General features: G+C 71.9%; 23 protein-coding genes. 14 read left to right on the top strand and 9 right to left on the bottom strand.

Annotated elements, in window-relative coordinates; translation table 11 throughout:
* Window positions 1-3: 3 nt before the first annotated feature.
* The gene (locus ACFHW1_RS20640; protein ID WP_416615940.1) at window positions 4-315 is read right to left on the bottom strand and encodes a hypothetical protein; all 312 of its coding nucleotides are present in this window, start codon (window positions 313-315) and stop codon (window positions 4-6) included.
* 166 nt (window positions 316-481) lie between these two features.
* Here ACFHW1_RS20640 and ACFHW1_RS20635 point away from each other — a divergent pair, with 166 nt between their 5' ends.
* From ACFHW1_RS20635 to manA, 7 genes are all read left to right on the top strand, one after another.
* Window positions 482-1,342: a helix-turn-helix domain-containing protein gene (locus ACFHW1_RS20635; RefSeq protein WP_416556077.1), complete on the top strand. Its 861-nt coding sequence runs from the start codon at window positions 482-484 to the stop codon at window positions 1,340-1,342.
* Between the two features lie 24 nt (window positions 1,343-1,366).
* The gene (locus ACFHW1_RS20630; protein WP_416567464.1) at window positions 1,367-1,579 is read left to right on the top strand and encodes a DUF397 domain-containing protein; all 213 of its coding nucleotides are present in this window, start codon (window positions 1,367-1,369) and stop codon (window positions 1,577-1,579) included.
* A gap of 54 nt (window positions 1,580-1,633) precedes the next feature.
* A complete protein-coding gene (locus tag ACFHW1_RS20625; protein ID WP_416615939.1) occupies window positions 1,634-2,518 on the top strand; it encodes a hypothetical protein in 885 nt (294 codons plus the stop codon).
* A gap of 152 nt (window positions 2,519-2,670) precedes the next feature.
* Window positions 2,671-4,047 (top strand): phosphomannomutase/phosphoglucomutase, encoded by a 1,377-nt coding sequence (locus ACFHW1_RS20620; protein WP_416615938.1) that lies wholly within the window; start codon window positions 2,671-2,673, stop codon window positions 4,045-4,047.
* Window positions 4,048-4,113: 66 nt separating this feature from the next.
* A complete protein-coding gene (locus ACFHW1_RS20615; RefSeq protein ID WP_416556083.1) occupies window positions 4,114-4,296 on the top strand; it encodes a Trm112 family protein in 183 nt (60 codons plus the stop codon).
* Window positions 4,296-5,510, top strand: coding sequence for an SIS domain-containing protein (locus ACFHW1_RS20610; protein ID WP_416556084.1), 1,215 nt, complete (start codon window positions 4,296-4,298; stop codon window positions 5,508-5,510). The genes ACFHW1_RS20615 and ACFHW1_RS20610 overlap by 1 nt, the downstream gene beginning before the upstream one ends.
* 10 nt (window positions 5,511-5,520) lie before the next feature.
* Window positions 5,521-6,711: a mannose-6-phosphate isomerase, class I gene (gene manA, locus ACFHW1_RS20605; protein WP_416591463.1), complete on the top strand. Its 1,191-nt coding sequence runs from the start codon at window positions 5,521-5,523 to the stop codon at window positions 6,709-6,711.
* 204 nt (window positions 6,712-6,915) lie between these two features.
* On the opposite strand, the gene ACFHW1_RS20600 is transcribed toward manA, so the two are convergent.
* Complete coding sequence (locus ACFHW1_RS20600) at window positions 6,916-7,068, bottom strand: hypothetical protein (protein WP_278173964.1); 153 nt, start codon at window positions 7,066-7,068, stop codon at window positions 6,916-6,918.
* Window positions 7,069-7,107: 39 nt separating this feature from the next.
* Window positions 7,108-8,193: an RDD family protein gene (locus ACFHW1_RS20595; protein ID WP_416556113.1), complete on the bottom strand. Its 1,086-nt coding sequence runs from the start codon at window positions 8,191-8,193 to the stop codon at window positions 7,108-7,110.
* Window positions 8,194-8,215: 22 nt separating this feature from the next.
* On the opposite strand from ACFHW1_RS20595, the gene ACFHW1_RS20590 reads away from it, so the two are divergent.
* Entirely contained in the window at window positions 8,216-9,226 is a 1,011-nt protein-coding gene (locus ACFHW1_RS20590) for a stage II sporulation protein M (protein WP_416615950.1), read from the top strand.
* Here the strand turns inward: ACFHW1_RS20590 and ACFHW1_RS20585 are convergent.
* The 5 genes from ACFHW1_RS20585 to ACFHW1_RS20565 form a co-directional block, all read right to left on the bottom strand.
* The gene (locus tag ACFHW1_RS20585) at window positions 9,199-10,575 is read right to left on the bottom strand and encodes a DUF58 domain-containing protein (protein ID WP_416556114.1); all 1,377 of its coding nucleotides are present in this window, start codon (window positions 10,573-10,575) and stop codon (window positions 9,199-9,201) included. The genes ACFHW1_RS20590 and ACFHW1_RS20585 overlap by 28 nt on opposite strands.
* A 64-nt stretch (window positions 10,576-10,639) precedes the next feature.
* Complete coding sequence (locus ACFHW1_RS20580; RefSeq protein ID WP_416556115.1) at window positions 10,640-11,641, bottom strand: AAA family ATPase; 1,002 nt, start codon at window positions 11,639-11,641, stop codon at window positions 10,640-10,642.
* Complete coding sequence (locus tag ACFHW1_RS20575; protein ID WP_416556089.1) at window positions 11,635-13,044, bottom strand: DUF4350 domain-containing protein; 1,410 nt, start codon at window positions 13,042-13,044, stop codon at window positions 11,635-11,637. The genes ACFHW1_RS20580 and ACFHW1_RS20575 overlap by 7 nt, the downstream gene beginning before the upstream one ends.
* Entirely contained in the window at window positions 13,041-13,679 is a 639-nt protein-coding gene (locus ACFHW1_RS20570) for a DUF4129 domain-containing protein (RefSeq protein WP_416556090.1), read from the bottom strand. The genes ACFHW1_RS20575 and ACFHW1_RS20570 overlap by 4 nt, the downstream gene beginning before the upstream one ends.
* The gene (locus ACFHW1_RS20565) at window positions 13,676-14,536 is read right to left on the bottom strand and encodes a hypothetical protein (protein ID WP_416615937.1); all 861 of its coding nucleotides are present in this window, start codon (window positions 14,534-14,536) and stop codon (window positions 13,676-13,678) included. Before ACFHW1_RS20565 ends, ACFHW1_RS20570 begins: the two co-directional genes overlap by 4 nt.
* Window positions 14,537-14,744: 208 nt before the next feature.
* Between ACFHW1_RS20565 and mtrA the strand changes: the two genes are divergently transcribed.
* The 5 genes from mtrA to hpf all read left to right on the top strand — a co-directional run bounded on the left by mtrA (window position 14,745) and on the right by hpf (window position 20,772).
* Window positions 14,745-15,434, top strand: a complete 690-nt coding sequence (mtrA, locus tag ACFHW1_RS20560; protein WP_281551702.1) for an MtrAB system response regulator MtrA — start codon at window positions 14,745-14,747, stop codon at window positions 15,432-15,434.
* A 130-nt stretch (window positions 15,435-15,564) separates the two neighbouring features.
* Entirely contained in the window at window positions 15,565-17,253 is a 1,689-nt protein-coding gene (gene mtrB, locus ACFHW1_RS20555) for an MtrAB system histidine kinase MtrB (RefSeq protein WP_416615948.1), read from the top strand.
* On the top strand, window positions 17,250-19,076 hold the full coding sequence (locus ACFHW1_RS20550; RefSeq protein ID WP_416556092.1) for an LpqB family beta-propeller domain-containing protein: 1,827 nt from the start codon (window positions 17,250-17,252) through the stop codon (window positions 19,074-19,076). Before mtrB ends, ACFHW1_RS20550 begins: the two co-directional genes overlap by 4 nt.
* 13 nt (window positions 19,077-19,089) lie before the next feature.
* Window positions 19,090-19,806: a ComF family protein gene (locus ACFHW1_RS20545; RefSeq protein WP_416556093.1), complete on the top strand. Its 717-nt coding sequence runs from the start codon at window positions 19,090-19,092 to the stop codon at window positions 19,804-19,806.
* 270 nt (window positions 19,807-20,076) lie between these two features.
* Complete coding sequence (gene hpf, locus ACFHW1_RS20540; protein WP_416556094.1) at window positions 20,077-20,772, top strand: ribosome hibernation-promoting factor, HPF/YfiA family; 696 nt, start codon at window positions 20,077-20,079, stop codon at window positions 20,770-20,772.
* Between the two features lie 100 nt (window positions 20,773-20,872).
* Here the strand turns inward: hpf and ACFHW1_RS20535 are convergent, their stop codons facing one another.
* Window positions 20,873-22,000: a GNAT family N-acetyltransferase gene (locus ACFHW1_RS20535; protein WP_416556095.1), complete on the bottom strand. Its 1,128-nt coding sequence runs from the start codon at window positions 21,998-22,000 to the stop codon at window positions 20,873-20,875.
* 172 nt (window positions 22,001-22,172) lie between these two features.
* On the opposite strand from ACFHW1_RS20535, the gene secA reads away from it, so the two are divergent.
* A complete protein-coding gene (secA, locus tag ACFHW1_RS20530; RefSeq protein ID WP_416556096.1) occupies window positions 22,173-25,127 on the top strand; it encodes a preprotein translocase subunit SecA in 2,955 nt (984 codons plus the stop codon).
* Window positions 25,128-25,142 lie beyond the last annotated feature (15 nt).

Genomic DNA, 25,142 nt, shown 5'->3' with positions numbered 1-25,142 from the left:
AGGTTAGGCGACGGCCAGCAGGTCGGCACCGATCAGCGGTGCCCAGAACCGACTCGCCGACTCGATGTCGTTGCACCAGGTCATTCCGTCGCGGCTGCCGTCGCTGTGCACGATCAGCACCTTGCCGTCCGGCATGGCGAACGCCCAGCCGACGACGTCGTCGATCGCTCCGCCGGTGTCGACCGCTTCGTCCGCGTCGGGCAACTCGTCGTAGTCGTCGTCGAAGCGGCACAGGGCGAACACTTTCGGTGCCCGGTCGAGCAGGACCGCCTCCAGACGGATCGCGGTGGTTGCCGTGCGGGTCTGGTCGCTCACAGTCGTCCTCGATTCGGTACGCAGTGACGTGTGGTGATGTCATCGTGTTCCGTGGTCACCAGTCATGCAAGTGCATCGAGTAGCACTATCTGAACTACTGGTAGCTGACTTCGTGCTTCCGGTAAGCGAGACTGGCATCCATGCATCAATGTTCAGGAGGTGTCTGATGGTCGTCGGATCGCCGCCGACGGTGCGACGCCGGCAGCTCGGTCGCGAGCTGCGCGCCCTGCGGGAGACATCCGGCCTGCTCGCCGAGCAGGTCGCCACCGAGTTGCGCTGCTCGACCGCCCGGATCAGCCGGATCGAGACGGCCCGGGTCAGGATCTCGCCCGGCACCGTCCACGAGCTGCTCGATGTCTACGGCATCGAGGGCCCCGAGCGGCAGCGGCTGGTCGCCCTGGCCCGCCAGGCGCAGGAGACCGGCTGGTGGCAGGAGTACAGCGAACGTCTCACCTGGGAATACTCCACGCTGATCGCGCTGGAGAACGACGCCGCCGAGCTGCGCTGGTTCGAGCCGTCCGTGCTGCCCGGCTTGGTGCAGACCGAGGAGTACGCCCGGACGGTCATCCGCAAGACTCTGCCCGGCCACAGCGCCGAGACCATCGAGGAGAAGGTCGGCGTCCGGATGGCCCGGCAGCGGGTGCTGACCCGCGACACCGACCCGGTGCGGCTCTGGGCGGTCCTCGACGAGGCGGTGCTGCGCCGGTTGGTCGGTGGGCCGGAGTTGATGCGCCGGCAGCTGCGTCACCTGGTCGAGCTGTCCACTTTGTCGACCGTACGGCTGCAGGTCCTGCCGTTCGCACGTGGTGCCTCAGCCTGCATCACCGGGCCGTTCACCGTGCTGACCTTCCCGGAGACCGCCGACGCCGACGTGGCCTACGTCGAGAACGAGGCCGGCGACCTCTACGTGGAGAAGCCGGCCGGCGTCGCCCGGTATAACCTGGTCTTCGACGACCTGCGGGCGGATGCGCTCGGCTGCGACGACTCCCGGGCGTTCATCGCCGAGGTCGCCGACGGGCTGATCTGACGCGTCGCTGACAAGGAGCACCGCATGTCCACAGCAGATTTCACCGGGGCGGGCTGGCGCAAGAGCAGCTACAGCGGCGGCAACGGCAGCTGCGTCGAGGTCGCCGTCGTCGGCGGGACCGTCGGCGTACGGGACTCCAAGGACCCGGCCAGCCCGGTGCTCGCCTTCACCGCTACGGACTTCGGGCGGTTCGTCGCCGATGTCCGGGGCGGCGCGCTGCGCGGTCCGGCCGCGTAGCCGGAGCGCGGTAGCCTGTCGCGCGGTGGCGTCCGAAGCGCGGGTGCCGGCGACGTGGGAGGCGAGGCGGAGATGTCGGTACGGCGTGGCGCGGCTCGACTGGCGACGGTGCTCGCACTGACCGTCGGCACAGCGGCACTCGCCGCGGCCCCCGCGTACGGTCAGGACGAGCGGGTGCGGATTGATCTGCCGAGCAAGTTCGCGGTCGGCGAGAAGGCCGGTGGGGTGACCGTGAAGGTGACCAAACGCACCGACGGGTGCGTGGCGGTGCGTACCGCGCTGGCGATCCGGCTGCCCGGTGTCACTCCCGACCAGGTCGGCCTGCAGGCCCGGATCGACGACGACTGGGTGACCGTGCCGCTGTGGGACAACGGCGACGGGCTGTTGCTGACCGAGCACACCGCGCCGGAGGAGGACGAGCTGTGCAAGGGCAAGAGCCGCTCGGTCCGCTACCGGATGGCGTTCCGGGCCGGTGCGCCCGCCGGAGTCGCGCACATCGTCGGTGAGGCGTACACGGCCGGTGGGGTCCTGCTCGGCCGGGAAGCCGGGGCCAAACAGGTCGGCGGCCGGCTCGCCGGCACCTACCAGCCGGGTCCGCCGACCCCGTCGCCGACCCCGTCGCCAAGTGCGGAACCGACCCCGGAACCGACGGTCGACGGCGCGACCGCCGAGCCGAGCGACGCGCCGGCCGTACTGTCGGACCAGGATCTGCTCGCCGCGGCCGGTACCGCCGGTGGGCCGGGCGGTGACGACGGTTCCGATGTCGGCACCGGTGTGATGGCCGCCGGGGTCGGCATGGTCGCTGTCGGCATCGCCCTGCTGGTGCTGCTGATCCGCAGGCTGCGCCCGGCCCGGTCGGCCCCCGTCGGTACGGGTGGTCCCGGTGGGAGCGCTGGGGACGGTGGGGCGACCATGCTGTTGCCCCGGATCCGGCGCTGACCAGCGGCTGGGCGCTCGCGGCAGCGGCGTACCCGGCCGGAGGGTGAACATCGTACGGCCGGAGGATGGACCGTCAGCCTTGACCGAAGGCGTTGCGCACCGCTCCGTTACCCTCACTCGTGTTGGCATCGGCACGGCTGAGGAGCGAGACCTTGTCTGACTTGTCCAAAATCGTCAAGGCCTACGACGTCCGTGGCACCACTCCAGACCAGCTGAACGAGACCGTGGCCCGGGCCATCGGCACCGCGTTCGTGCAGGTCCTGGCCGAGCGCGGCGACAAGGCCGACCGGATCGTCATCGCCCACGACATGCGTGAGTCGTCGCCGCCGCTGGCCGACGCGTTCGCCGCCGGGGCCACCGCCGCCGGGGCCGAGGTGCTGCACGCCGGGCTGGCCTCCACCGACCTGCTCTACTACGCCTCCGGCGCGCTGGAGTTGCCCGGTGCGATGTTCACCGCCAGCCACAACCCGGCCCAGTACAACGGCATCAAGATGTGCCGGGCCGGGGCCGCGCCGATCGGCCAGGACTCCGGGCTGACCGACATCCGGGACCGGGCCCAGGCGTTGATCGACAGCGGCGAGGTGCCGTCCGGCGGAGACCAGGTCGAGCGGCGTGAACTGCTCGCCGACTACGCCGCGCATCTGCGTACCCTGGTCGACCTGTCCGCGATCCGGCCGCTCAAGGTGGTCGTCGACGCCGGTAACGGGATGGGCGGCTACACGGTGCCGGCGGTGCTCGGTGACACGGTGCTGCCGGCCCTGCCGCTGGACATCGTGCCGATGTACTTCGAGCTGGACGGCTCGTTCCCGAACCACGAGGCGAATCCGCTCAACCCGGAGAACATCGTCGACCTGCAGAAGGCGGTCCGGGAGCACAACGCCGACCTGGGGCTGGCGTTCGACGGCGACGCCGACCGCTGCTTCGTCGTCGACGAGCGTGGCGAGCCGGTCTCGCCGTCGGCGATCACCGCCCTGGTCGCCACCCGGGAGCTGGCCAAACACCCCGGCGAGACGGTCATCCACAACCTGATCACCTCCAGCGCGGTGCCGGAGATCGTCCGGGAGAACGGCGGCGAGCCGGTGCGCTCCCGGGTCGGCCACTCGTTCATCAAGGCCGAGATGGCCCGGACCAACGCGGTCTTCGGCGGTGAGCACTCGGCGCACTACTACTTCCGGGACTTCTGGTTCGCCGACACCGGAATGCTGGCCGCGATGCACATGCTGGCTGCGCTCGGCGAGCAGGACAAGCCGCTGTCCGAGCTGGCCCACGAGTTCGAGCGGTACGTCGCCTCCGGTGAGATCAACTCGACGGTCACCGATCAGCAGGCCAAGCTTGCCGAGATCAAGGCGGCGTACGCCGACGCCGACACCGACGAGCTGGACGGGCTGACCGTCCGCTTCGACGACGGTGCCTGGATCAACATCCGTGCCTCGAACACCGAGCCGTTGCTGCGGCTCAACGTGGAGGCACCGACCGTCGAGCGGATGGCCGAACTGCGCGACGGGGTGCTCGCGCTGGTTCGCGGCTAGGATCTTCACCGGAAGGCGCACCCCGGGACGGGGTCCGTCGGCGAGACACGTGGAAGGAGCCATCCGATGGCCCTGGATTCGCAGCTGCTGGAGATCCTCGCCTGCCCGGACACGCACCACACGCCGTTGACCTACGACGCTGCCGCGTCGACCCTCACCTGTCCGGAGTGCTCGCGGGTCTTCGAGGTGCGGGACGGGATTCCGGTGCTGCTGCTGGATGAGGCCCGCCGGCCCGGCGAGGCCGGCTGATGGCGGTTCCGATCGACGGCACGTCCGGGGTGGTGGGTCGACGGGTCGCCGACGAGGCGTTGCTCGACGACGTGGACGGGCTCAACTCGACCGATCCCGGCGGCATGCTGCGGTTCACCGCGTCGGCCGGTGCCCAGGTGCGCGAGTCGGCGGCGCTGGCCGCCGAGGCAAACCTCGGGGTGCTCACCGACGAGGGGCGGCCCCGGGCGGTGGTCATCGCCGGTATCGGTACCGCCGGGCGGACCGGTGACGTGCTGGCCACTGTGGCCGGCCCGCGCTGTCCCGTACCGGTGATTCCGCACCGCAGCGCCGGTGTGCCCGGCTGGGTCGGCGCGGCCGACGTGGTCATCGCGGTCAGCGCCTCGGGGCGCAGCCCGGAGGCGCTGGGTGCGGCTCAGGCCGCGGCCCGGCGCGGTGCCCGACTGGTCGCCGTCGGGCCGCCCGACTCGCAGCTGCAGTCGGTCGCCGAAGGGGTACGCGCCCCGTTCGTCCCGGTGCCACGGCGCGCTCCGGCCCGGGCCAGCCTCTGGGCGTTGACCGTGCCGGTGCTGCTGGCCGCGCGGGCGTTGGGCCTGGTCAAGGTCAACGAGGCGGATCTGGCGGAGACGGCGGCCCGGCTGGACGCCGACGCCGAGCGGTGCCGCCCGGCCGCCGAGTCGTTCGTCAACCCGGCGAAGGCCCTCGCTCTCGGGCTGGCCGGCTCGGTGCCGATCGTCTGGGGCTCGTCGCCGGTGGCGTCGGTCGCCGCCCGCCGGTTCGGCGACACGCTGTCCACGAACGCCCGCTACCCGGTGGTCACCGGGGCGCTCGGCGAGGCCGGCCGGGGTCGGGTAGGGCTGCTCGACGGGGTCTTCGGCGGCCTGGGGGAGTCGACCCGGGACATTTTTGCCGACCCGGACGACGACGATGACCAGTCCGAGTCGCCGACCCGGCTGCGTCTGGTGCTGCTGCGCGACGGTGGGCTGAACCCGGAGGACGACGCCGACGAACCCTTCGTGGTCGAGGAGCGCCGGGCCGAGGCGGTGCAGACCCTGGCGGACCGGCGCGGTGTGCGGTGCGACGTGATCACCGCGGAGGGCGGTTCGGCGCTGGAACGGCTCGCCTCGTTGATCTCGGTCCCCGACTTCGCCTCCGTCTACCTGGCGTTGGCGCACCATCTGGACCCGATGGCGGTGCCGGCGGTGAGCGAGATGAAGGAACTCTCCACCACCTGAGGCGGGCGTCGTGGAACTGTTGACCGGCCGGATCCGGGACTACGCCTGGGGGTCGCGGACCGTCATCGCGCAGCTGCAGGGGCGCCCGGCTCCGGCACCCGGGCCGGAGGCGGAGCTCTGGCTGGGTGCCCACCCCGGCGCGCCGTCCCAGGTGCGGCGGGGCGGGGCGCTGGTCGGGCTGCCGGAGCTGATCGACCAGGATCCGGTGGGCTGGCTGGGCGCGCCGACTGCGACCCGGTTCGACGGGCGGCTGCCGTACCTGATGAAGGTGCTGGCCGCCGAGACACCGCTGTCGTTGCAGGCGCATCCGGACGCGGCGCAGGCCCGCGCCGGGTACGCCGCGCAGTCGAAGCTGCCGTCCACCTCGGCGGGGCGCAACTACGTCGACCCGCACCACAAGCCGGAGCTGTTGGTGGCGCTCAGCGAGTTCGATGCGCTCTGCGGCTTCCGGGCACCGCAGCAATCCGCCGAGGTGCTGGCGGAGTTGGGCGTCGACGAGATGGAGCCGGTGATCAAGGCGTTGCGGGTCGGACCGGGCGGGCTGCCGGAGGCGATGGAGCGGTTGCTGCGATGGCCGGGGCCGCAACGGCCGGCTCTGGTCGCGGCGGCGGTGGCGGGCGCCGACCGGCTGCCGACGCGGTACGCCGCCGACGCGGCGCTGCTGCGCCGGCTGGCCGGGCACTATCCGGCCGACCCCGGGGTGCTGGTGGCGTTGCTGCTCAACCAGGTCACCCTGGCTCCAGGAGAGGCGATCTGGATGCCGGCCGGCAACCTGCACGCGTACCTGCGGGGTGCCGGCGTGGAGGTCATGGCGGCCAGTGACAACGTGCTGCGCGGTGGGTTGACCCCCAAGCATGTCGACGTCGCGGAGCTGCTGCGGGTGTTGCGCTTCGAGGTGCTCGACGACCCGGTGGTACGCATCCAGCGGGTCGCTTCCGGGGTGGTCACCTGGCCGGTGCCGGTCGCCGAGTTCGTGCTGCACCGGGTTGTGCTCGACACTGACGTGCGGCGGGTGTCGGTGCCGGTCGAAGGCCCCCGGGTGGTGCTCTGTGTCGCCGGTGAGGTCACCGTCGACGACGATGTGGCGGCGGTGTCGGTCCGGGCCGGGCAGGCGGCGGTGGGGCCGGCCGGCGGGACGCCATTGGCGGTCTCCGGCACTGGGACGGCCTTCGTCGCCTCGGTCGATCCGTCGATCGACTAGCCGGCTGCTGGCGGACAAGCACGCGGGGCGGCCGGGTGAGCGTCCGCTCCGCTCACCGACAGCCGCCCCGCGCATCCCCCCGGTTTGGTTCCCCCGCGCGTCAGCGTGACGATCATCGTGACGCGACGTAGCCATAGACTCGCAGCGAGTAGTCAGACTGTCAAGCTAATCCGGAAATTACCGACTCGTGGCGTGCCGGCGAGGTCAACCCTGGGAGCGGCTGCCCGGTCGGACCCAGGTCCAGATGCAGTACGCCAGCCAACCGAGGGCCAGCGCAGTGGCCAATGGGCGCAACCCGACCGCGTTCAACAGGATCACCAGGGCAAGGACGACCAACCACGGGAGGAATGCCTTCACGGCACCGATGCTGCCACACCTGGCCAGTCGTAAGCCGGTTCACGACAGTGCGGATCCGGGCGGCCGCTCTCGGTCGGATCGTGCGCCGGCAGTGCGCAGCGTGCTGGCGACCGGTGGACGGCGCACCCCGGTCCAGTCCGGCTGCTCCGCCGTCGGGCCCAGCCACGGTGGCCGCGGCCAGCTGCCGCGTGGCCAGTCCGGTCCATCCCGCTGCGTCGGCGCGACCGACTCTGGCGCGGCGGCCCGGACCGGCGCCGTCGGACGCGGGGCGCTTGTGCGCGCCGGACTCACCGCAGCGAGTTCCGGCCAGAGCGCGGCGGTCACCGCCCTGGTCCGGGCCAGCCGCTGCGCCGACCGGCGACGGCGTTCGGCGAGAACCGCCGCCAGGTAGGCCCAGTCCGGAACACCGGCCGGCGGCGGGGGAGTGACCACCGCCGCGACCTGTTCGGTCACCAACCGGACCAGGTCGGAGCGGGTTGGTTCGGCGAATCCGTGCCCCCGGGCGAGCAGATGCCGTACGTCCAGCGCGAGGTCGTCGTCGAGACGGCTCAGATCGAGGGTACGGGCCCAACCGGCGAGCACCGGCGGCATGTCCGGCACCCACCCCCAGGCCGCCGGGGCCCGATCGTGCACCACGACCGTGCCGGCGGCCAGGTCGCCGAGGCGTTTGCCGTCCCGGTTGATTGCCAAGGTCACCAGGCTGGCCAGCCAGGTGAGCGGCGGCAGCAGCAGACCGGGCCACTCGGCGGCCACGCCGACCAGGGCACGGGTCAGCGAGTGCCGGAAACGTGGCGGGCTGCCGTCGTCGCGTACCACCCGGATGCCGACCGCCAGTTTGCCGACGGTACGGCCGGCGTTCAACGTCTCGCACAGCACCGGGTAGCCGACGAGCACCACGACGGCGCCGACCGTGAGTAGGGCCTGCCCGAGCGCCTCGTCGACCTCGATGGACGCGCGCATCGATGCGAGCAGCAGCCCGGCCAGGACCGCCAGCACCACCGCGATCAGCGCCTGCACGACGAGGTCGACGAGCAGGGCCAGCAGCCGCGAGCCGAGCCGGGCCAGCCGTACCTCCACCTCGACAGCTTCGCCGCTGACCAGCCTGCCGCCCCCGGTTGTCTGCATGGCCACCCTGCCAGTGAACACTATGGGACGGGAGGTGACCGTGGACCTCGACGCGTACGTGGCGGAGCACGAGCCCCAGTGGCGACGACTGGAACAGCTCGTGCGTGCCCGGCGACTAACCGTCGCCGAGGTGGACGAGCTGGTCGCGCTCTACCAGCGGACCGCCACCCACCTGTCGGCGGTCCGCAGCCGCTCGCCGGACCCGGCGCTGGTCGCCCGGCTGTCCCGGCTGGTGCTGGCGGCCCGCGCTCGGCTCACCCGGGGTCGGGGATTCTCCTGGGCCCGGGTAGGCCGGTTCTTCAGCGTCGGGTTCCCCCGGGCGGTGTTCCAGGCGGCGCCCTGGTGGGCGGCGGTGGCCGTCGCCTTCTGCACGCTCACCGGCTTTCTGATGTGGTGGGTGGCCGGCAATCCGGACAGCGCCCGGCTGCTGATCGGTGACCAGGCCGCCGCTGAGCTCGCCGAGTCGAGCTTCGCCGGCTACTACACCCGGTACGCGGCACCGAACTTCGCCGCCCAGTTGTGGGCGCACAACGCCTGGCTCGCCGCGCAGTGCCTGGCCGCCGGCATACTGGTGGCCCCGGTGCTCTACCTACTCTGGGTGAACGCGCTGAACCTCGGGGTCACCGGTGGGGTGATGATCTCGTACGACCGGGCCGATGTCTTCTTCGGGCTGGTCACGCCGCACGGTCTGCTGGAATTGACCGGCGTCTTCATCGCTGCCGGCGTGGGGCTGCGGATCGGCGGGGCGTGGATCGCGCCGCCGGCGCACCTGACCCGGGGCCGGGCGGTCGCCGAGGCCGGGCTCTCCGGCGTACTGGTGGCGCTCGGGCTGGTGTTGCTGTTCGCGGTGGCTGGGCTGATCGAGGCCTTCGTCACCCCGGCACCGCTGCCGACCTGGCTGCGGGTCGCCATCGGGGTCGCCGCCTGGCTCGCTTTCCTCGGCTACGTCCTCATCCTCGGCTCCCGGCACCCCGCTGATCCGGCCCGGCGCCCCGCCGACCCGGTTCAGAGCCGGCCGAGCAGTTTCAGCTGAAGGTAGAGGTCGGCGAGCCGGCCGGCGAATCCCGGCGCGGCCGCGTCCAGCACCGGGACGCCGTGCCGACGCAGCGCACCACCGACCCGGTCCCGCTCGGCCGTGGTCTGTGCTGCGGAGGCGGCCAGGTATGCGTCGGCGACGTCGCGCACCGGCCCGTTGACGACGGCCGGCACTGCCGGATCCCCGACCGCGGCCACCACCACCTGGTGCCGGGCGACGAGTCGGGGCAGCACCGGCAGCAGTCCGTCGCCGAGCGCCGCCGGCTCCAGTGCGGTGCAGAGCACCACCAGGGACCGGCGAGTCTCCCGGCGGAGCAGCTCACCGACCATCAGTTCGTGGTCCGTTTCCACCAGCGTCGGTTGCAGCACCGCCAGTTCGGCGACCAACCGGGGCAGCAGGGTCTGTCGGCTTGCGCCCCAGATCCGGGCTCGGACCTTCGTGTCCACCGCCAGCAGGTCGAACCGGTCGCCGGCCCGGTGTGCCAGCGTGGCCAGCAGCAGCGCGGCGTCGATCGCCACGTCCAGCCGGGGCTGGTCGCCGACGCGGACCGCCGACGTGCGCCCGGTGTCCAGGACGAACACCACCCGCCGGTCCCGCTCCGGACGCCAGGTCCGGACCAGTACGTCGGAGCGCCGGGCGCTGGCTCGCCAGTCGATCGACCGTACGTCGTCGCCGACCACGTACTCGCGCAGGTTGTCGAACTCGGTGCCCTGCCCCCGTCCCCGGGCCGCCCGCATGCCGTCGATCACCCGCAGCCGGGCCAGTTTCTCCGGCAACAGCCGCCGGGAGTCGAAGCGGGGCAGCACCCGCAGCGTCCACTGCGGGGTGGCCGGCCGTCGGCGTCGTTGCCGGAACGCCAGCCCGAGTGGGCCGGTGGACCGGACGGTCACCTCGACGGCGCGGCGGTCGCCGCGACGGGTCGGGCTGAGTGCGGCGGGTAGTGCGGCGGTAGCTCCCGGTGCCAGCCGTACCCGCCAGATGGGTCCACCGCCGACGGTGCCGGCGGGGTAAGTGGCGGTGCCGGCGCGATCGGCTGGATCGGTGCCGGCGCTCTCGGCGGGGGCGGCGCCGGCCGACGGGGTCCAGGCGTCGCGGACCTCGGCCCGCAGCCGCCGTCGGGAGCCGTTGCGCAGCCGCAACGTCACTGTCGCCGTAGTGCCGAACCAACTGGTCCGGTCGCCGTCGCGGCGCAGCTCCAGGGCGCTCAGCGGGGCGGCCCACGCCAGGTCGATCAGCGCGAACAGGGCCACCGATCCGGTGACGATCACCAAACCCAGCCATGGCCGCGGCCACCACGGCAGGGTCACCGCGCCGGCCCCGAGCAGCACCGCCGCCCGCCAGGTCAGCACGGCGGCTGTCCGGCCCCGGCCGGCGGCGCCACCAGCCCGGTCACCGCGCCGTCAGGCCCGGTCACCGTGGCGTCGGGACGGCGCCGAGCACCGATTCGAGTACGGCGTCCTCGGTGACCCCCTCCAACTCCGCCTCCGGCCGGAGCCGGATCCGGTGCCGCAGGGTGGCCCGGGTGACCGCCTTCACATCGTCCGGTGTGACGTAGTCGCGGCCGGCCAGCCACCCCCACGCCTTGGCTGTGTTGAGCAGCGCGGTGGTGCCCCGCGGTGAGGCACCGAGCGCCAGCGCGGGAGCCGTCCGGGTGGCCCGGCACAGGTCCACGATGTAGCCGAACACCTCTTCGCTGACCCGTACCTGCCCGATTGCCCGGCGGGCTGCGGCCAGGTCGGCCGCCCCGGCGACCGGGCGCACCCCGGCGGCGGCCAGGTCCGCCGGATCGAAGCCAGCGTGGTGGGCCCGCAGCACGCCCAGTTCCTCGTTCCGGGTGGGCAGCGGTACGGACAACTTGAGCAGGAATCGGTCGAGTTGTGCCTCCGGCAACGGGTAGGTGCCCTCGTACTCGATCGGGTTCTGGGTGGCGGCCACGATGAACGGTGCCGGCAGCGGCCGGCGGACCCCTTCCACCGAGACCTGATGCTCCTCCATCACCTCGAGCAGGGCCGACTGCGTCTTCGGTGGTGTCCGGTTGATTTCGTCGGCGAGTAGCAGGTTGGTGAAGACCGGGCCTTCCCGGAAGGTGAACGCGGCACTTCGTGGATCGAAGATGAGTGACCCGGTGACGTCGCCCGGCATCAGGTCCGGGGTGAACTGCACCCGCTTGGCGTCCAGATCCAGCGCTGCGGCGAACGCGCGTACCAGCAGGGTCTTGGCGACGCCGGGGACGCCTTCCAGCAGCACGTGCCCGCGGCAGAGCAGCGCGATGACCAGACCGGTGACCACGGCGTCCTGCCCGACCACGGCCTTGGCGACCTCGGCTCGCAGCCGGCGCAGCGCGTCGCGGGCGGCGTCGTGGCCGGCGAGGTCGGCGTCGATGTCGGCGGTCACGCTGGGTCGGGTCACCAGGGTTCTCCTTCGATCGCGGATGGGGACCGGGGTGCCGGAGCCACCGGCCCGCCGGACGGTGTCCGTTCCGCTTCATTTGCCGGGTTGATGCGGTTGGCCGGATCGGCGACCTCGGTGGGCAGGGCGGCCAGCCGCCGGGCCAGGTGCAGCAGGTCGCCGTCGGTGGTGGGCGGCGGCCCGTACAGCAACGCGTCGATCTGCTCGGCGGACGCCCCGGTCCGGTCGGCGACCGCCGCCACGACGTCCGCCGGTTGAGGTTGATCCGGCAGATCCAGCATCGGGACAAGCCGGGCCAGTGCGGCGGTACGCAGGATACCCGTGGTGGGGGCCCGTTCCCGGGACCGCCGGTAGAGCTGCCCTCGGCCCAGCATCGTCTCGGCAACCGGAACCGTCACCGGCAGCGCCTCGGACACCGGTGGACCGAACCGGCGGGCCCGCCACAGCACCAGTACCAGGGCGGCGACGGCCAGCTGGGCGAGCAACGCCCAGAACCACGGCGGAAAAGCGTCCAGCAGGGTGTCCTGCGGTGGCCGGACCTCGCTGGCCACCGGTCCGTGTGGTTGCCCGGTCGGCTGGGCGCTGACCTGCGGGCCGGCGCCGGGGTCGTCCTCGCCGAGGTGGATCGACGGCTGCTGCACCGGCTCCCCGGGTTCCGGTGGGGTGTCCGGGCGGGCGAGGTCGAGCCAGACCACCTGCGCACGGGTGCCGAGCAGTTGGGCGGCGAACCGAGCGTTGCGGTGCTCGTCGAACCGGTCGTTGCGGAACGGGTCGCTCGCCCCGACCACCACCAGCTCGGCCTGCCCCCAGTCGAGCCGGGCCAGGCCGGCATCGAAGCACAGGTCGAACCGGTCCGGGTCGATTCCGGGCGGGGCAGCGTAACGCTGCCGTACGGCCGCCGCCGGTCCGGTGTCGGCCACCTCGGGCAGTGCGCACCGCCGGTCGTCGTGGTCCGGATCGTCGACCTGGGCCGCCCAGCGCCGGGTGCGGCGCTCGACCGGCAGCGGCTCGCCACGTAGCAGCCGGGCCGGCGGGTCGACCAGCAGCACCCGGGTCCCGGCCGGCATCCGACCGAGCGCCTGCAGGTAGTCCCGATGAACCAGGGTGGGTGCGGGAACGAACAGCGTGGTGGGTCCGGTCAGCGCGGCGCGGATCGCGTCGACGGTCCCGTCAACGGAGTGGACGGTGATGCCGTCGTCGCGCAACGCGGCGGCGAGGTCGCTGCCGCCGTCCGGGCCGTGGTTGGTCGGGGAGAGGAAGCCGGGCCGGGTCGGGTCCGGGTGGGTCAGCTGGTACGCCACGGCGGTGCCGACGAGCAGGACGCCGACCACCGTGAACGGGATCGCGATCCGCAGCCACCGCCGCCGCCGTGGCAGCCCTTGGCGGCGAGCACCGGGCCGGGTCACCGTCGCCGGCCCGGTCGCTGGCCGGCGGGCCGACGGTCCTGGTCGAGTGCGTGACGCAGCTGGCCGGCGAGTTCGCGCATCCGCCGGTCGTGGCCGGGCAGTGCCGGCTGTTCGCCGTACCACACGTCGCTGAAGATGCCGCCGGCCTCGGTCAGCACGGGGTGGGCGGCCGGCTCGGCCCGCCCGGCCACATCGGCGAGTTCGGTGACGGTCCAGCTGGGGCGGTCGGTGAGCACCCCGTGGTCGGCGATCTCCACGACCATCGCGCGCAGCCGTTCCCGGATTGCCTCGGCGTACCGGCCCTGGTCGGCGTACCGGTCGGCGAGTGCGGCCGGAACGTCGGTCGACCGGGGCGGCGGCACCGGCGAACCACCGGGGCGGCCGTCGGCGGCCGCCGCCCGCCGGCGGCGCCAGCGGCGTGGATCGAGCGCGGCCAGCCAGCGGGGCAGGCCGGGTGGTGCCGGCCAGCCCCATGGACCGGGCCGGCGCCGTGGCCACCAGCGGGGCCAGTGGAACCATCCGAGGGCGGCCAACGCGGCGCCGGCCATCAGCAGCACTGTGGCAAGGGGCAGCGGGACGACGTCGCCGACGGCGGCGACGAACTCGGTCCACCAGCGGCTCACGGTCGTGATCACCTGCCGGCCACCGGTAAACCGGCGTCCGGTCTCACCGACGCTGCGGCCCGGGAGGCGGCCGTCGGGATCGACGCCCGCCGTAGGCGGATGTCCAGTCCTTCGGTGCGCATCCGCGTCTCCACGTGCAGGACGGCGTCCAGGCAGGCGAGTGCCGGGTAGCCGACCGCGTTGAGAAGTGTCCAGCCGGCGACGGTCGCGACGGCGAGCCACGCCGCGTCCCGGTCGACCAGGTTCACCGCGCCGATCGCCAGGCCGGCGCGGATGACGAACCAGATCAGGTAGCCCAGGACGCGGATCAGCCCGGCGCGCAGCCCGGCGCGGGTGGTGAGCGCGGCGGACCGGGCCAGCGACTGCCAGACCGGCACCCGGTCCAGCACCACGGCCGGGACCGCCAGCCCGAGGACCGCGTACCCGATGAACCAGACCGGTCCGGCGAGCGCGGCGGCGAACATGATGGTCCCGGCCGCCCAGGCGACCAGCACGACCGCGGCGAACCGGCCGCCGCGCGGGTCGAGCAGCCGGGCCCCGGTGATGTGCCGACCGGACAGCGCCCCTCCGGCCGCCCGCGAGGTGAGGCCGCCGAGCATGGCGATCGCCGTCGCTTCGAGGGCCGCCCCGGCGGCGAGCAGCAGCCAGTAGAGGCCGAGCCGGTTCCAGCTCGGCAGGTATCCGGGGGCGGTGGTTCCGGCCGCCTCGCGCAGTGGGAGCAGCAGCAGTTGCTCACCGAGAGCGAGTACGGCGCCGACGGTCAACAGGACGGGTGCGTGGCCGCGGAGCAGACCAACGGCTGCGTCCAGCAATTCGCCCGTGGTGAGCGGGCGCAGCGGCAGCACGTCGGGCAGGCCGGCGTGATCCACGCGGACTCCTGGTGACGAGGTGGCCGATGGTTCGGACGGGACGCTGGCCTACCATCGTGGCACGCGGATCGCCGTCAGCCGCTGTAGGGCGGCGCGATGTCCGGAATGTCGTGACCGGGCGGGGATGTCATGACCGTGCCGCAGTGCTGTGACCGGTCCGGCCGGTGGCGGTGCCCCGCCGATGGAACCGGGATGGAATATTGGTCACATGAGAGCCCGCGTGCTGGTTGTCGATGACGATCCCGCCCTGGCGGAGATGATGGGTATCGTGCTGCGCAGCGAGGGCTTCCTGCCGTCGTTCGTTGCCGACGGTGAGCGGGCGCTCGCCGCTTTCCGGGACAATCGGCCGGACATCGTCCTGCTCGACCTGATGCTGCCCGGGATGAGCGGGATCGACGTCTGCCGGGCGATCCGCTCCGAATCGGGCATCCCGATCGTCATGCTCACCGCCAAGAGCGACACCGTCGACGTCGTGCTCGGCCTGGAGTCCGGCGCCGACGACTACGTGGTGAAGCCGTTCAAGCCCAAGGAGCTGGTCGCCCGGATGCGGGCCCGGCTGCGCCGGGGCGAGGACGTCGCGCCCGAACTGCTCACCATCGGGCCACCGGGGAACCAGATCACCATCGACGTGCCGGCGCACACCGTCAGCCGCGACGGTGCGGAGGTGAAGCTGACACCGTTGGAGTTCGACCTGCTGGTCGCGCTGGCCCGTAAGCCGCGCCAGGTGTTCACCCGTGAGGTGCTACTGGAGCAGGTCTGGGGTTACCGGCACGCGGCCGACACCCGGCTGGTGAACGTGCACGTGCAGCGGTTGCGCGCCAAGATCGAGCCGGATCCGGAGCGACCCGAAATCATCCTCACCGTTCGGGGCGTGGGCTACAAGGCGGGCACCGGCTAGCCTGGTCGGTACTGTGGCTGGCCGATCCCGCACCGTGTCCGACCTGATTTCCCGTGTCAGTGGCGCACTGCGCCCGGCACGGGAGCTGCTGCTGGCCCGGACCCGGCCGGTGACCAGCGGCGCCCAGCGGATGTGGCGCAGGTCCCTGCAGCTGCGGGTGGTGACCATCACGCTGGTCGCGTCCGGTCTGCTGGTCGGCGGGTTCGCGTACATGGTGGCGTCGCAGAGCACCAACATTCTGCTGGACCGGGCCCGGGAGGACGTGCAGCGGCGGCTGACCCACGGGCGGGACTACGCCGCCGAGCAGATGAGCGTGCATCCGCAGTACTTCGACCCGCAGGTCCGGGTGACCTTCGAGCTGACCGTCAGCAACCTGGCCGGGGGCGACCCCGACCAGGTGGGTGGGGTGGTCGTGGTGATGGCGGCGAGCGGCTATCCACTGATCCAGTCGGCGACATCGCCGGCGGTGGACGCGTCCGGCATGATCAGCGACGAGCTGGCCCGGCACGTCGGCTCCGGTGCCCAGGCGCATCAGATCCGCACCGGTGACCTCGGCGAGGGGCGGCTCAAGTATCTGGTCTACGGCTCCCCGGTGCCGACCAAGTTCGGTCAGGTCGAGCTCTACTACCTGGTGCCGCTGACCACCCAGGATCAGGCCGCCAACCAGATCCGGGCGACCGTGCTCATCACCGGACTGGCCCTGGTGATGCTGCTCGGCCTGCTGGCCGCGCTGGTCACCAGGCTGGTCGTCACACCGGTACGGGTAGCCGCGCGCACCGCGCAGCGACTCTCCGCCGGGCTGCTGGACCAACGGATGGTGGTCGACGGCGAGGACGACCTGGCCATGCTGGCCGCCTCGTTCAACCAGATGGCGACCAACCTGCAGCGGCAGATCACCCGGCTGGAGGAGATGTCCCGGCTGCAGCGTCGGTTCACCTCCGACGTGTCGCACGAGCTGCGCACCCCACTGACCACCGTACGGATGGCCGCCGATCTGCTCTTCGCCGAGCGGGACGGCTTCGACCCGGCGGCGGCCCGCAGCGCCGAGCTGTTGCAGACCGAGCTGGACCGGTTCGAGAGCCTGCTCACCGACCTGCTGGAGATCAGCCGGTTCGACGCCGGGTTCGCGGTGCTGGACTCCGAGCCGACCGACCTGGTGCCGGTGGTCCGCCGGGTCGCCGACCGGCTCGACGGGCTGGCCGCACGGCTCGGCGTGCGGATCGAGCTGCGACTGCCCCCGACGCCGGTTATCGCCGAGGTGGATCCCCGGCGGGTCGAGCGGGTGCTGCGCAACCTGGTCGGCAACGCCGTCGAGCACGGCGAGGGCCGGCCGGTGGTGGTCACTCTCGGCGTCGACGACGCGGCGGTCGCGGTGACCGTACGCGATCATGGGGTCGGCCTGCGGGCCGGGGAGGACAAGTTGGTGTTCAACCGCTTCTGGCGGGCGGATCCGTCCCGTGCCCGGCAGACCGGTGGGACCGGTCTCGGCCTGTCGATCAGCGTGGAGGACGCCCGGCTGCATGGCGGCTGGCTCGAAGCGTGGGGTGCGCCCGGTGAGGGTGCCCAGTTCCGGCTCACCCTGCCGGCCCGGGCCGGTGACCGGCTCACCTCGTCACCGCTGCGGCTGGTACCGGGGGACCGCCGGCCGCCGCCCGGCGGGTCGGGCGGTGCCGATCCGGACGAGCCGTGGCGGGCGCCGACGCAGCCCGCACCCTCGGCCGCCGAACCGGTCGGCAGGATGGTGGTCCTCCCGGAGCAGAGCACCGGCTCCGGCGGCCGGGCCAGTGACGGCGTGGCCGCGACCGGAGCGGCACCGTGATCCGCCGGTGGCGTCGACTGGCGCTGCTGTCGGTGCTCGCCGGGGTACTGGCCGCCGGGTGCGGCATTCCGGAGAACACTGAGGTGCGGGTCGACGGGCAGGGTCCGGCACCCGGCCTGCCGACCGGTGGCAGCGGTGCCCAGACGCCGGCCTCGCGGCTCGACGAACGCAACAACACCGAGGCGTTCGTCGTCAACTTCCTGCAGGCCGCCGCCGTGGAGGCGGAACGGGCAGTGGAACAGGTACGCGAGTACGTCGCGCCGCAGGACCGTGCGGACATTCGCGACCCCAATCCCGAGGTCGCGCTGACCGTGGTTCGACTGCGTGAACGTCCGCAGATCACTCGGGCCGAGGCCGGGGTGGAGGAGGTGGCGCTCGACGTCCAGCAGCTCGGCCTGCTGCGGCCGAACGGCGCGTTGGAGCCGCTGCCCGCCCAGGAGCCGGAGTTCACCGAGTACACCTTCCAGGTCGGGTCGGTGGCCGGTGAGACGGGCAAGTTCGTCCTCAACCCGCCGGCGGCGCTGCTGCTCAGCGTGGACGCGTTGAACACGTTTTACCTGCAGCGCACCATCTACTTCTGGGACACCAGCCAACGGGCGCTGGTGCCGGATCTGCGTTACCTGCCGGTGGCGGTGCCGTTGGAGCGTCAGCGCACCGTTCTGCTGGAGATGCTGATCAGCGGGCCGTCGAACTGGCTCGCCTCGGCGGTGCAGGCGCTGCCGAGCGGCATCCGCTCGGGTGGCAACGTGCCCGACACCGGAGACCGGCTTAAGGTCACGTTGATCGCCGACGCGACTCCGTTCGCCGACGACCGCGAACTCGACCGATTGGCCGCCCAGCTGATGTGGTCGCTGTGGCCGGAGTTCGACAACGACCTGGAGTTGACCATCCAGGGGCAGACTCCGAAGGTGTACCCGGGTGCCGACCTGCTGGCGATGAACGGCACTCAGGCGCTGCCCGAGACGCCCGAACGGTTCACCGTCTACCAGGGCCGGGTGCACCGATTGCGCAGCTCGGCGCGCTCCGGCGAGCCGATCCCGGTGCTCACCGAGGAGGTCAACCAGAACGTGGTCACCGCCGGCTTCACCCAGGTCGGTGGCGGCACGTACGCGGCCCTCGCGGTGGCCGACGGCGGCGCCGAGCGGCTGATCGTCGGCGCGGCGACCGGGGCGGGCACCAGCTTCGACGCCAGCACCCGGACCTTCGACGACATCGGCCGGCCGGTCTGGCTCAAGGCACCAGGTGACGTGGGACTCGTCGTCGCGGACGGCGGGCTGTACTCGTTCCGGGTCGGCAGCGGTGCGGTCGAGCAGATCACGCTGCCCGGGGTGACGGGCGAGGTGCAGTCGGTCGGTGCGGCCCCGGACGGTCACCGGATCGCGCTGGTGGTCGACGGTCGGCTGTACGTGGCCGCGCTGAACCGGGGCGGCAAGGTCGAGGTGCTGCCACCCCGTCGGGTGCCGACCTCGCTGTCCGACCTCACCCAGGTCGACTGGGTGGCCGAGACGCTGCTGGTGGCGGCCGGCACGAACCCAGACGGGCGGGTCAGCCTGTACGACGTGACGGTGGACGGCGCGATCGAGACCAGTTCGCTGCGGGACCTCGGCGGGGCGAGCGTGACCCACCTGGCCGGCTATCCGGCGAACCCGGTCAGCGGCGGCACGGTCGGTGCCCGGATGTACGTCGCCAACGGTGTGCCGTACGACCTGTTCGAGCCGAGCGAGCAGATCCGGCCGGAGGAGATCGAAGGGGTGGAGCCGGGCGAGACCGAGGAGCCGGAGAACCCGGTTACCAATCCGACCGCCCCGTTCTTCCTGTACTGACTGACCTGCGGTGGTGGTGGGCGACATCTGGTCGGCACTGGCCGACCTGGTGCTGCCGGCGGAGTGCGCCGGTTGCCGCCGCACCGCCGGCCGGCTGCGGTTCGGCGTGTGCGGCCGGTGCGCCGACGAGGTGCAGCGGCTGCGCCCCCGGCCGGTACGCCCCGAGCCGGCCCCGCCCGACCTGCCACCCTGCGTGGCGTTGGGCGAGTACGCCGGGGTACTGCGGGAGCTGCTGCTGGCGTACAAGGAGCGGGGCCGGCACGGGCTGGGTCGGCCACTGGGCCGGCTGCTCGGCGACGCGGTCGCCGCCGCGGTCGGCACCGGTGGGGACCGGCCGGTGCTGCTGGTCCCGGTGCCGAGCACCGCTGCGGCGGCGCGGGCCCGGCACGGTGATCATCTCGCCCGGCTGACCCGGTACGCGGCGGCCCGGTTGCGGGTCGACGGCCGGCGGGTCGCGGTGGCGCGGCCGCTGCGGGCCCGGACCCGTCCGGACTCGGCCGGGTTGGACAGCGCGGCGCGGCTGGCGTCCGCCCGGACGGCGTTTCGACCCCGGCGGTTCGGACTTGACATCTCGCTGCGGGTGGATCCGCGACTGCGGGTGATCGTGGTGGACGACATCGTCACCACCGGTGCGACGCTGGCCGCTGTGCACCGGCTCCTTGTCGCGCAGGGACTGCCGGTGTACGCCGCCGTGGTGCTCGCAGCGACGCGACGCCGTTACCTGCGGTAGTCACTGTCTAGCGTCCTTTGTCAGGGTTTGTTCATAATCTGGGAATCTTCGTGCACCGGTCTCTGCCGAACTGATGACGCGCCGCCGTCGGCGAGTTAGCGTAGGCACATCAGGGGTATGGCCGGTGGTTGAATAACCACCTGAGGTGTCCCGGAGGGAGGTGTATTCCGCTACCCGGCCGGTTGACGCCGACCACTCTTGGTTCGCTGACCGGTCCCGAATTCTTTCGCAGCGACACCGATCGTTGAGATCGTTCCAGGGAGGTCACGCGTGGACATCGTGGTGAAAGGCCGTAACGTAGAGGTCCCCGACCACTACCGGGCCCATGTAGCCGAGAAGTTGGCCAAGGTCGAACGGTACGACCACAAGCTGATGCGCGTCGACGTCGAGTTGTTTCACGAGCGCAATCCCCGTCAGTCGGACCACTGCCAGCGGGTCGAACTCACCTGTGTCTCGCGCGGGCCGGTGATCCGGGCGGAAGCGTGCGCCAAGGATTTCTACAGCGCCCTCGACGCCGCCATCAGTAAGTTGGACACCCGGCTGCGCCGCGCCGCCGACCGGCGCCGGGTACACCGCGGCCGGCACGCGCCGGTCTCGGTGGCCGAGGCGACCTCCGGGCTGCCGACCGCCGGGCTGAACGGATTCGCCCCGTTGCCGCCGTCCCAGCCGACCGAGGAGCCGGCGACATCGGTCGCGGTACTCGACCGCACCGCGCAGGATTTCACCGACGATGGGTACGAAGACGTTGCCGACGAGTACGACGACCAGCCCTGGCACATCGTCCGGGAGAAGGAGCACCCGGGCGATCCGATGACGGTCGACGACGCGTTGTTCCAGATGGAACTGGTCGGGCACGACTTCTATCTTTTCCTGGACAAGGAGTCCGGCCGGCCGAGCGTGGTCTACCGCCGCAAAGGCTACGACTACGGTGTCATCGCGCTGGCTGAACCGACCGTCACCGCCTAATCGACCACCATTTTGACAATTCGTGGTCGACCGGTCGGATACCGTTGGCCGTCGCCGCCAAACGGGCGGCCGTCGATGGTATCCGACCGGCCTGCGCGGCTCACGCTTTGTCGAGGTCGGCCGGTAGCAGCGAGTACTGGACACTGTCGTGGCGGCTGGCGTCCGCGCCGGGCAACTGGGCCCGGTTCTGCCCTTCGCGCTGAAAGCCGGCCCGCTTCAGTACCCGCTGGGACGCGACGTTGCTAGGCAGCGCACCGGCGGCCAACCGGGCGACGGCCGTGTTGGCGAAGATCCACCGGGCGAGCAGCCGTACCGCCCGAGCGGTGTAGCCGCGCCCGCGCCACTGGGGCAGCAGCGAATAGCCGATCATCGCCTCGCCGAGTTCCGGACTCAGATAGCTGAGCCCGATCCGCCCGGCCGGCGTACCGCTGGCCGCGTCGCAGACGACCACGTCGATTCGCTGGCCGGCCAGCCACCTCCCCGGTGCCTTGGCGCACTGCGCCTCGATCAGGGCGCGGGTCGGCACCACCGGTGGGACCGAGGTCGCGGCGACGTCGGGCAGCGACTCCAGGTGGTACGCGAAGTCGGCGTCGGCCGGGCCGAGCGGGCGCAGCCGGACCACCCCGTCGGTCAACCCGTCGCCGGGCAGGTCCGGCAGGGTGCGTGGGGTCGGTCCCGGTGGGTCGCCGGCCAGTCGGGTCCAGACCATCAGGTCCTGCCGGTCGACGGTTGGCAGTCGGCCGGGCTGGCTGGCGGCGCCTCGGCGTACCCCCTCGTAGCTGAAGCCGGCGGCCAGCGCCACCCGCTGGCTGACCGCGTTGGCCGCGTCGGTGAGCAACTCGACCCGGCCGAACCCGGAGCGCACCGCGTGGCCGGTGGCGGCGATGGCGGCCGCGGTGGCCGCTCCTTTGCCCCGGGCCCGGGGCGTGATCCAGTAGCCGACCTCGATCTGGGCCCGCTCGGGTACCGCCCGGCTGAGCCCGACGCAGCCGAGCAGCTCGTCGCTGCCCGGGTCGGCGATCGCCCAGGCTGCGCCGCCGCCGGCCCAGGCGGCGGTGGACCCCTTGGTGATCCAGTGCAGTGCGTCGGCGACCGTGTATGGCCGGGGCAGGTCGGGGATGAACCGCTGGGTGGTCGGATCGCCGCAGGCCTCGGCGACCGCAGGGGCGTCGTCGGGCAGAAACATCCGAAGCCGGACGCCGCCCTCGGTGAGTTCGACGGGTTCCACCGGCCCATCCTGACGCAGCTTTCGCGCAGTGCATAACGCATATGCCGGGCGTACCACGTCGACGTGGTCCGTTATGTCGGAATATCCGGTGCTGGATGCGGGCTGCGACTGCCGCCGTACCGATTGATGCGCCTACGATGGTGGGGCACACCGTCTAGGGGAGCGTTGATCCGTGTCGATTCTTGAGAAGGTCCTCCGCGCCGGCGAGGGCCGCATGTTGCGTCGGCTCAAGGCGGTCGCCACGGCCGTCAACTCGATCGAGGACGACTACGTCGACCTCACCGACGCGGAGCTGCGGGAGCTGACCGACCAGTACCGTCAGCGGTACGCCGACGGCGAGTCCCTCGACGACCTCCTCCCAGAGGCGTTCGCCACCGCCCGGGAGGCCGCCGCCCGGGTGCTCGGCCAGCGGCACTACGACGTGCAGATCATGGGCGGCGCGGCGCTGCACTTCGGCAACATCGCCGAGATGAAGACCGGTGAGGGCAAGACGCTCACCTCGGTACTACCGGCGTACCTCAACGCGTTGTCCGGCAAAGGCGTGCACATCGTAACCGTCAACGACTACCTGGCCGAGCGGGACGCCGCCTGGATGGGCCGGGTGCACGAGTTCCTCGGGCTCACCGTCGGCGTGATCCTGCCCAACCGGCCCTCGGCCGACCACCGGGCCGCGTACCAGGCGGACATCACCTACGGCACCAACAACGAGTTCGGCTTCGACTACCTGCGCGACAACATGGCCTGGTCAAAGGACGACCTGGTGCAGCGCGGGCACAACTTCGCCATCGTCGACGAGGTCGACTCGATCCTGATCGACGAGGCGCGGACACCGCTGATCATCTCCGGTCCGGCCGAGCATTCCGCCCGCTGGTACGGCGAGTTCGCCGCCGTGGTCAAGCGGATGCAGGTCGGCAAGGACGGCGAGGGCGACTACGAGATCGACTACGCCAAGCGCACCGTCGCGGTGACCGAACGGGGCGTCGCCAAGGTCGAGGACCGACTGGGCATCGACAACCTGTACGAGTCGGTGAACACCCCGTTGGTCGGCTACCTGAACAACGCCATCAAGGCCAAGGAGCTCTACAAGCGGGACAAGGACTACATCGTCAACGACGGCGAGGTCCTGATCGTCGACGAGTTCACCGGCCGGATCCTGCACGGCCGCCGCTACAACGAGGGCATGCACCAGGCGATCGAGGCCAAGGAAGGCGTCGAGATCAAGCAGGAGAACCAGACCCTCGCCACCATCACCCTGCAGAACTACTTCCGGCTCTACAGCAAGCTGGCCGGGATGACCGGTACGGCGCAGACCGAGGCCGGCGAGTTCAACAAGGTCTACGACGTCGGCGTGGTGACCATCCCGACCCACCGGGAGATGGTCCGGATGGACCGGGCGGACGTCATCTACAAGACGGAGAAGGCCAAGTTCAACGCCGCCGTCGAGGACATCGCCGAGCGGCACGCGGTGGGCCAGCCGGTGCTGGTCGGCACGGTGTCGGTGGAGAACTCGGAGATCCTCTCCCAGCTGCTGCGTCGCCGGGGCATCCCGCACGCGGTGCTCAACGCGAAGTTCCACGCCAAGGAAGCCGAGATCATCGCGCAGGCCGGCCGTAAGGGCGCGGTCACCGTGGCGACCAACATGGCCGGCCGCGGCACGGACATTCTGCTCGGCGGCAACCCGGACTACCTCGCCGCGGCCCAGCTGCGCCAGCGTGGGCTCGACCCGGTCGAGCACGCCGAGGAGTACGACAAGGCGCTGGAAGACATCATGCCGCAGGTCAAGCAGGCCTGCGCCGCCGAGGCCGAGGAGGTCTCCGCGGTCGGCGGCCTCTACGTGCTCGGCACCGAGCGGCACGAGTCCCGCCGGATCGACAACCAGCTGCGCGGTCGCTCCGGCCGGCAGGGCGACCCGGGTGAGTCCCGGTTCTACCTGTCGCTGCAGGACGAGCTGATGCGGCGGTTCCGGGCCGGGGCGGTCGAAGCGGTGATGGAGCGCTTCAACATCCCCGAGGACGTGCCGATCGAGTCCAAGATGGTGACCCGGCAGATCAAGAACGCCCAGGCGCAGATCGAGGGCCAGAACGCCGAGACCCGTAAGAACGTCCTCAAGTACGACGAGGTGCTCAACAAGCAGCGCCAGGTGATCTACGCCGAGCGGCTGCGGGTGCTCAACGGCGAGGACCTGCACGACCAGGTCACCAAGATGATCGACGACGTGGTCGGCGCGTACGTCGACGGGGCGACGGTCGAGGGCTACGCCGAGGACTGGGACTTCGACCAGCTCTGGTCCAGCCTCAAGCAGCTCTACCCGGTGGGGATCACCGTCGACGAGCTGATCGAGGAGGCCGGCGGCGAACGCAGCGCGGTGGACGCCGACTTCCTCCGGGCGCAGGTACTGGAGGACGCCCACGCGGCGTACCAGCGCCGTGAGGAGGAGCTCGGCACCGACGCGTTGCGGCAGCTGGAGCGGATGGTCCTGCTGCAGGTGATCGACCGCAAGTGGCGCGAGCACCTCTACGAGATGGACTACCTCAAGGAGGGCATCAGCCTGCGGGCCTACGCCCAGCGTGACCCGCTGGTCGAGTACCAGCGTGAGGGCTACGCGATGTTCGCCACCATGATGGACGGCATCAAGGAGGAGACGGTCGGCTTCCTGTTCAACGTCGAGGTGCAGGTGCAGCAGCCGGGGGCCCCGGCTGACGGTGCCGGCGCGCCGGCGGGGGAGCGGCCCGGACCCCGGATTCCGGTGCCCGATGGTGGCGCCGGAGTCCAGGTGAGTGCCAAGGGCCTTGGCGCGGCACCGCGTCCGCAGGGCCTGCAGTACGTCTCGCCCACCATCGACGGTGCCGACAGCGGGGTGCAGGTGCAGCAGGCACCGGCGTTGGGCGTCGGCGGCCCACCGGCCGGGCGTGCGGGCCAGGGCGGTCAGGGCCAAGGCCAGCGTGCGGGGCAGGGCCGCCCGCCCGCCGCCAGCCGACCGGCGGCCGGTCCGCCGGTGCCGGCGGCCGCCGGCCGCCGAGCCGCCCCCGGCCAGGCCGTCAGCAGCAACGGGCCGTCACGCAACGCGCCCTGCCCGTGCGGGTCTGGCAAGAAGTACAAGCGCTGCCACGGCGCTCCCGGAGCCTGATCCCGGCGGTACCTG

This window comes from Micromonospora sp. LOL_014, assembly GCF_048060245.1.
In the GTDB taxonomy this organism is placed as follows: domain Bacteria; phylum Actinomycetota; class Actinomycetes; order Mycobacteriales; family Micromonosporaceae; genus Micromonospora_E.
This window is presented reverse-complemented; position numbering and strand designations above follow the sequence as displayed.

What these genes read in the sequence shown, in the direction of transcription:
- ACFHW1_RS20635 (WP_416556077.1), top strand. Translation starts at nt 482, where the DNA reads ATGGTCGTCGGATCGCCGCCGACGGTGCGACGCCGGCAGCTCGGTCGC.
- ACFHW1_RS20630 (WP_416567464.1), top strand. Translation starts at nt 1,367, where the DNA reads ATGTCCACAGCAGATTTCACCGGGGCGGGCTGGCGCAAGAGCAGCTAC.
- ACFHW1_RS20615 (WP_416556083.1), top strand. Translation starts at nt 4,114, where the DNA reads ATGGCCCTGGATTCGCAGCTGCTGGAGATCCTCGCCTGCCCGGACACG.
- ACFHW1_RS20610 (WP_416556084.1), top strand. Translation starts at nt 4,296, where the DNA reads ATGGCGGTTCCGATCGACGGCACGTCCGGGGTGGTGGGTCGACGGGTC.
- ACFHW1_RS20595 (WP_416556113.1), bottom strand. Translation starts at nt 8,193, where the DNA reads ATGCAGACAACCGGGGGCGGCAGGCTGGTCAGCGGCGAAGCTGTCGAG.
- ACFHW1_RS20590 (WP_416615950.1), top strand. Translation starts at nt 8,216, where the DNA reads ATGGGACGGGAGGTGACCGTGGACCTCGACGCGTACGTGGCGGAGCAC.
- mtrA (WP_281551702.1), top strand. Translation starts at nt 14,745, where the DNA reads ATGAGAGCCCGCGTGCTGGTTGTCGATGACGATCCCGCCCTGGCGGAG.
- mtrB (WP_416615948.1), top strand. Translation starts at nt 15,565, where the DNA reads ATGTGGCGCAGGTCCCTGCAGCTGCGGGTGGTGACCATCACGCTGGTC.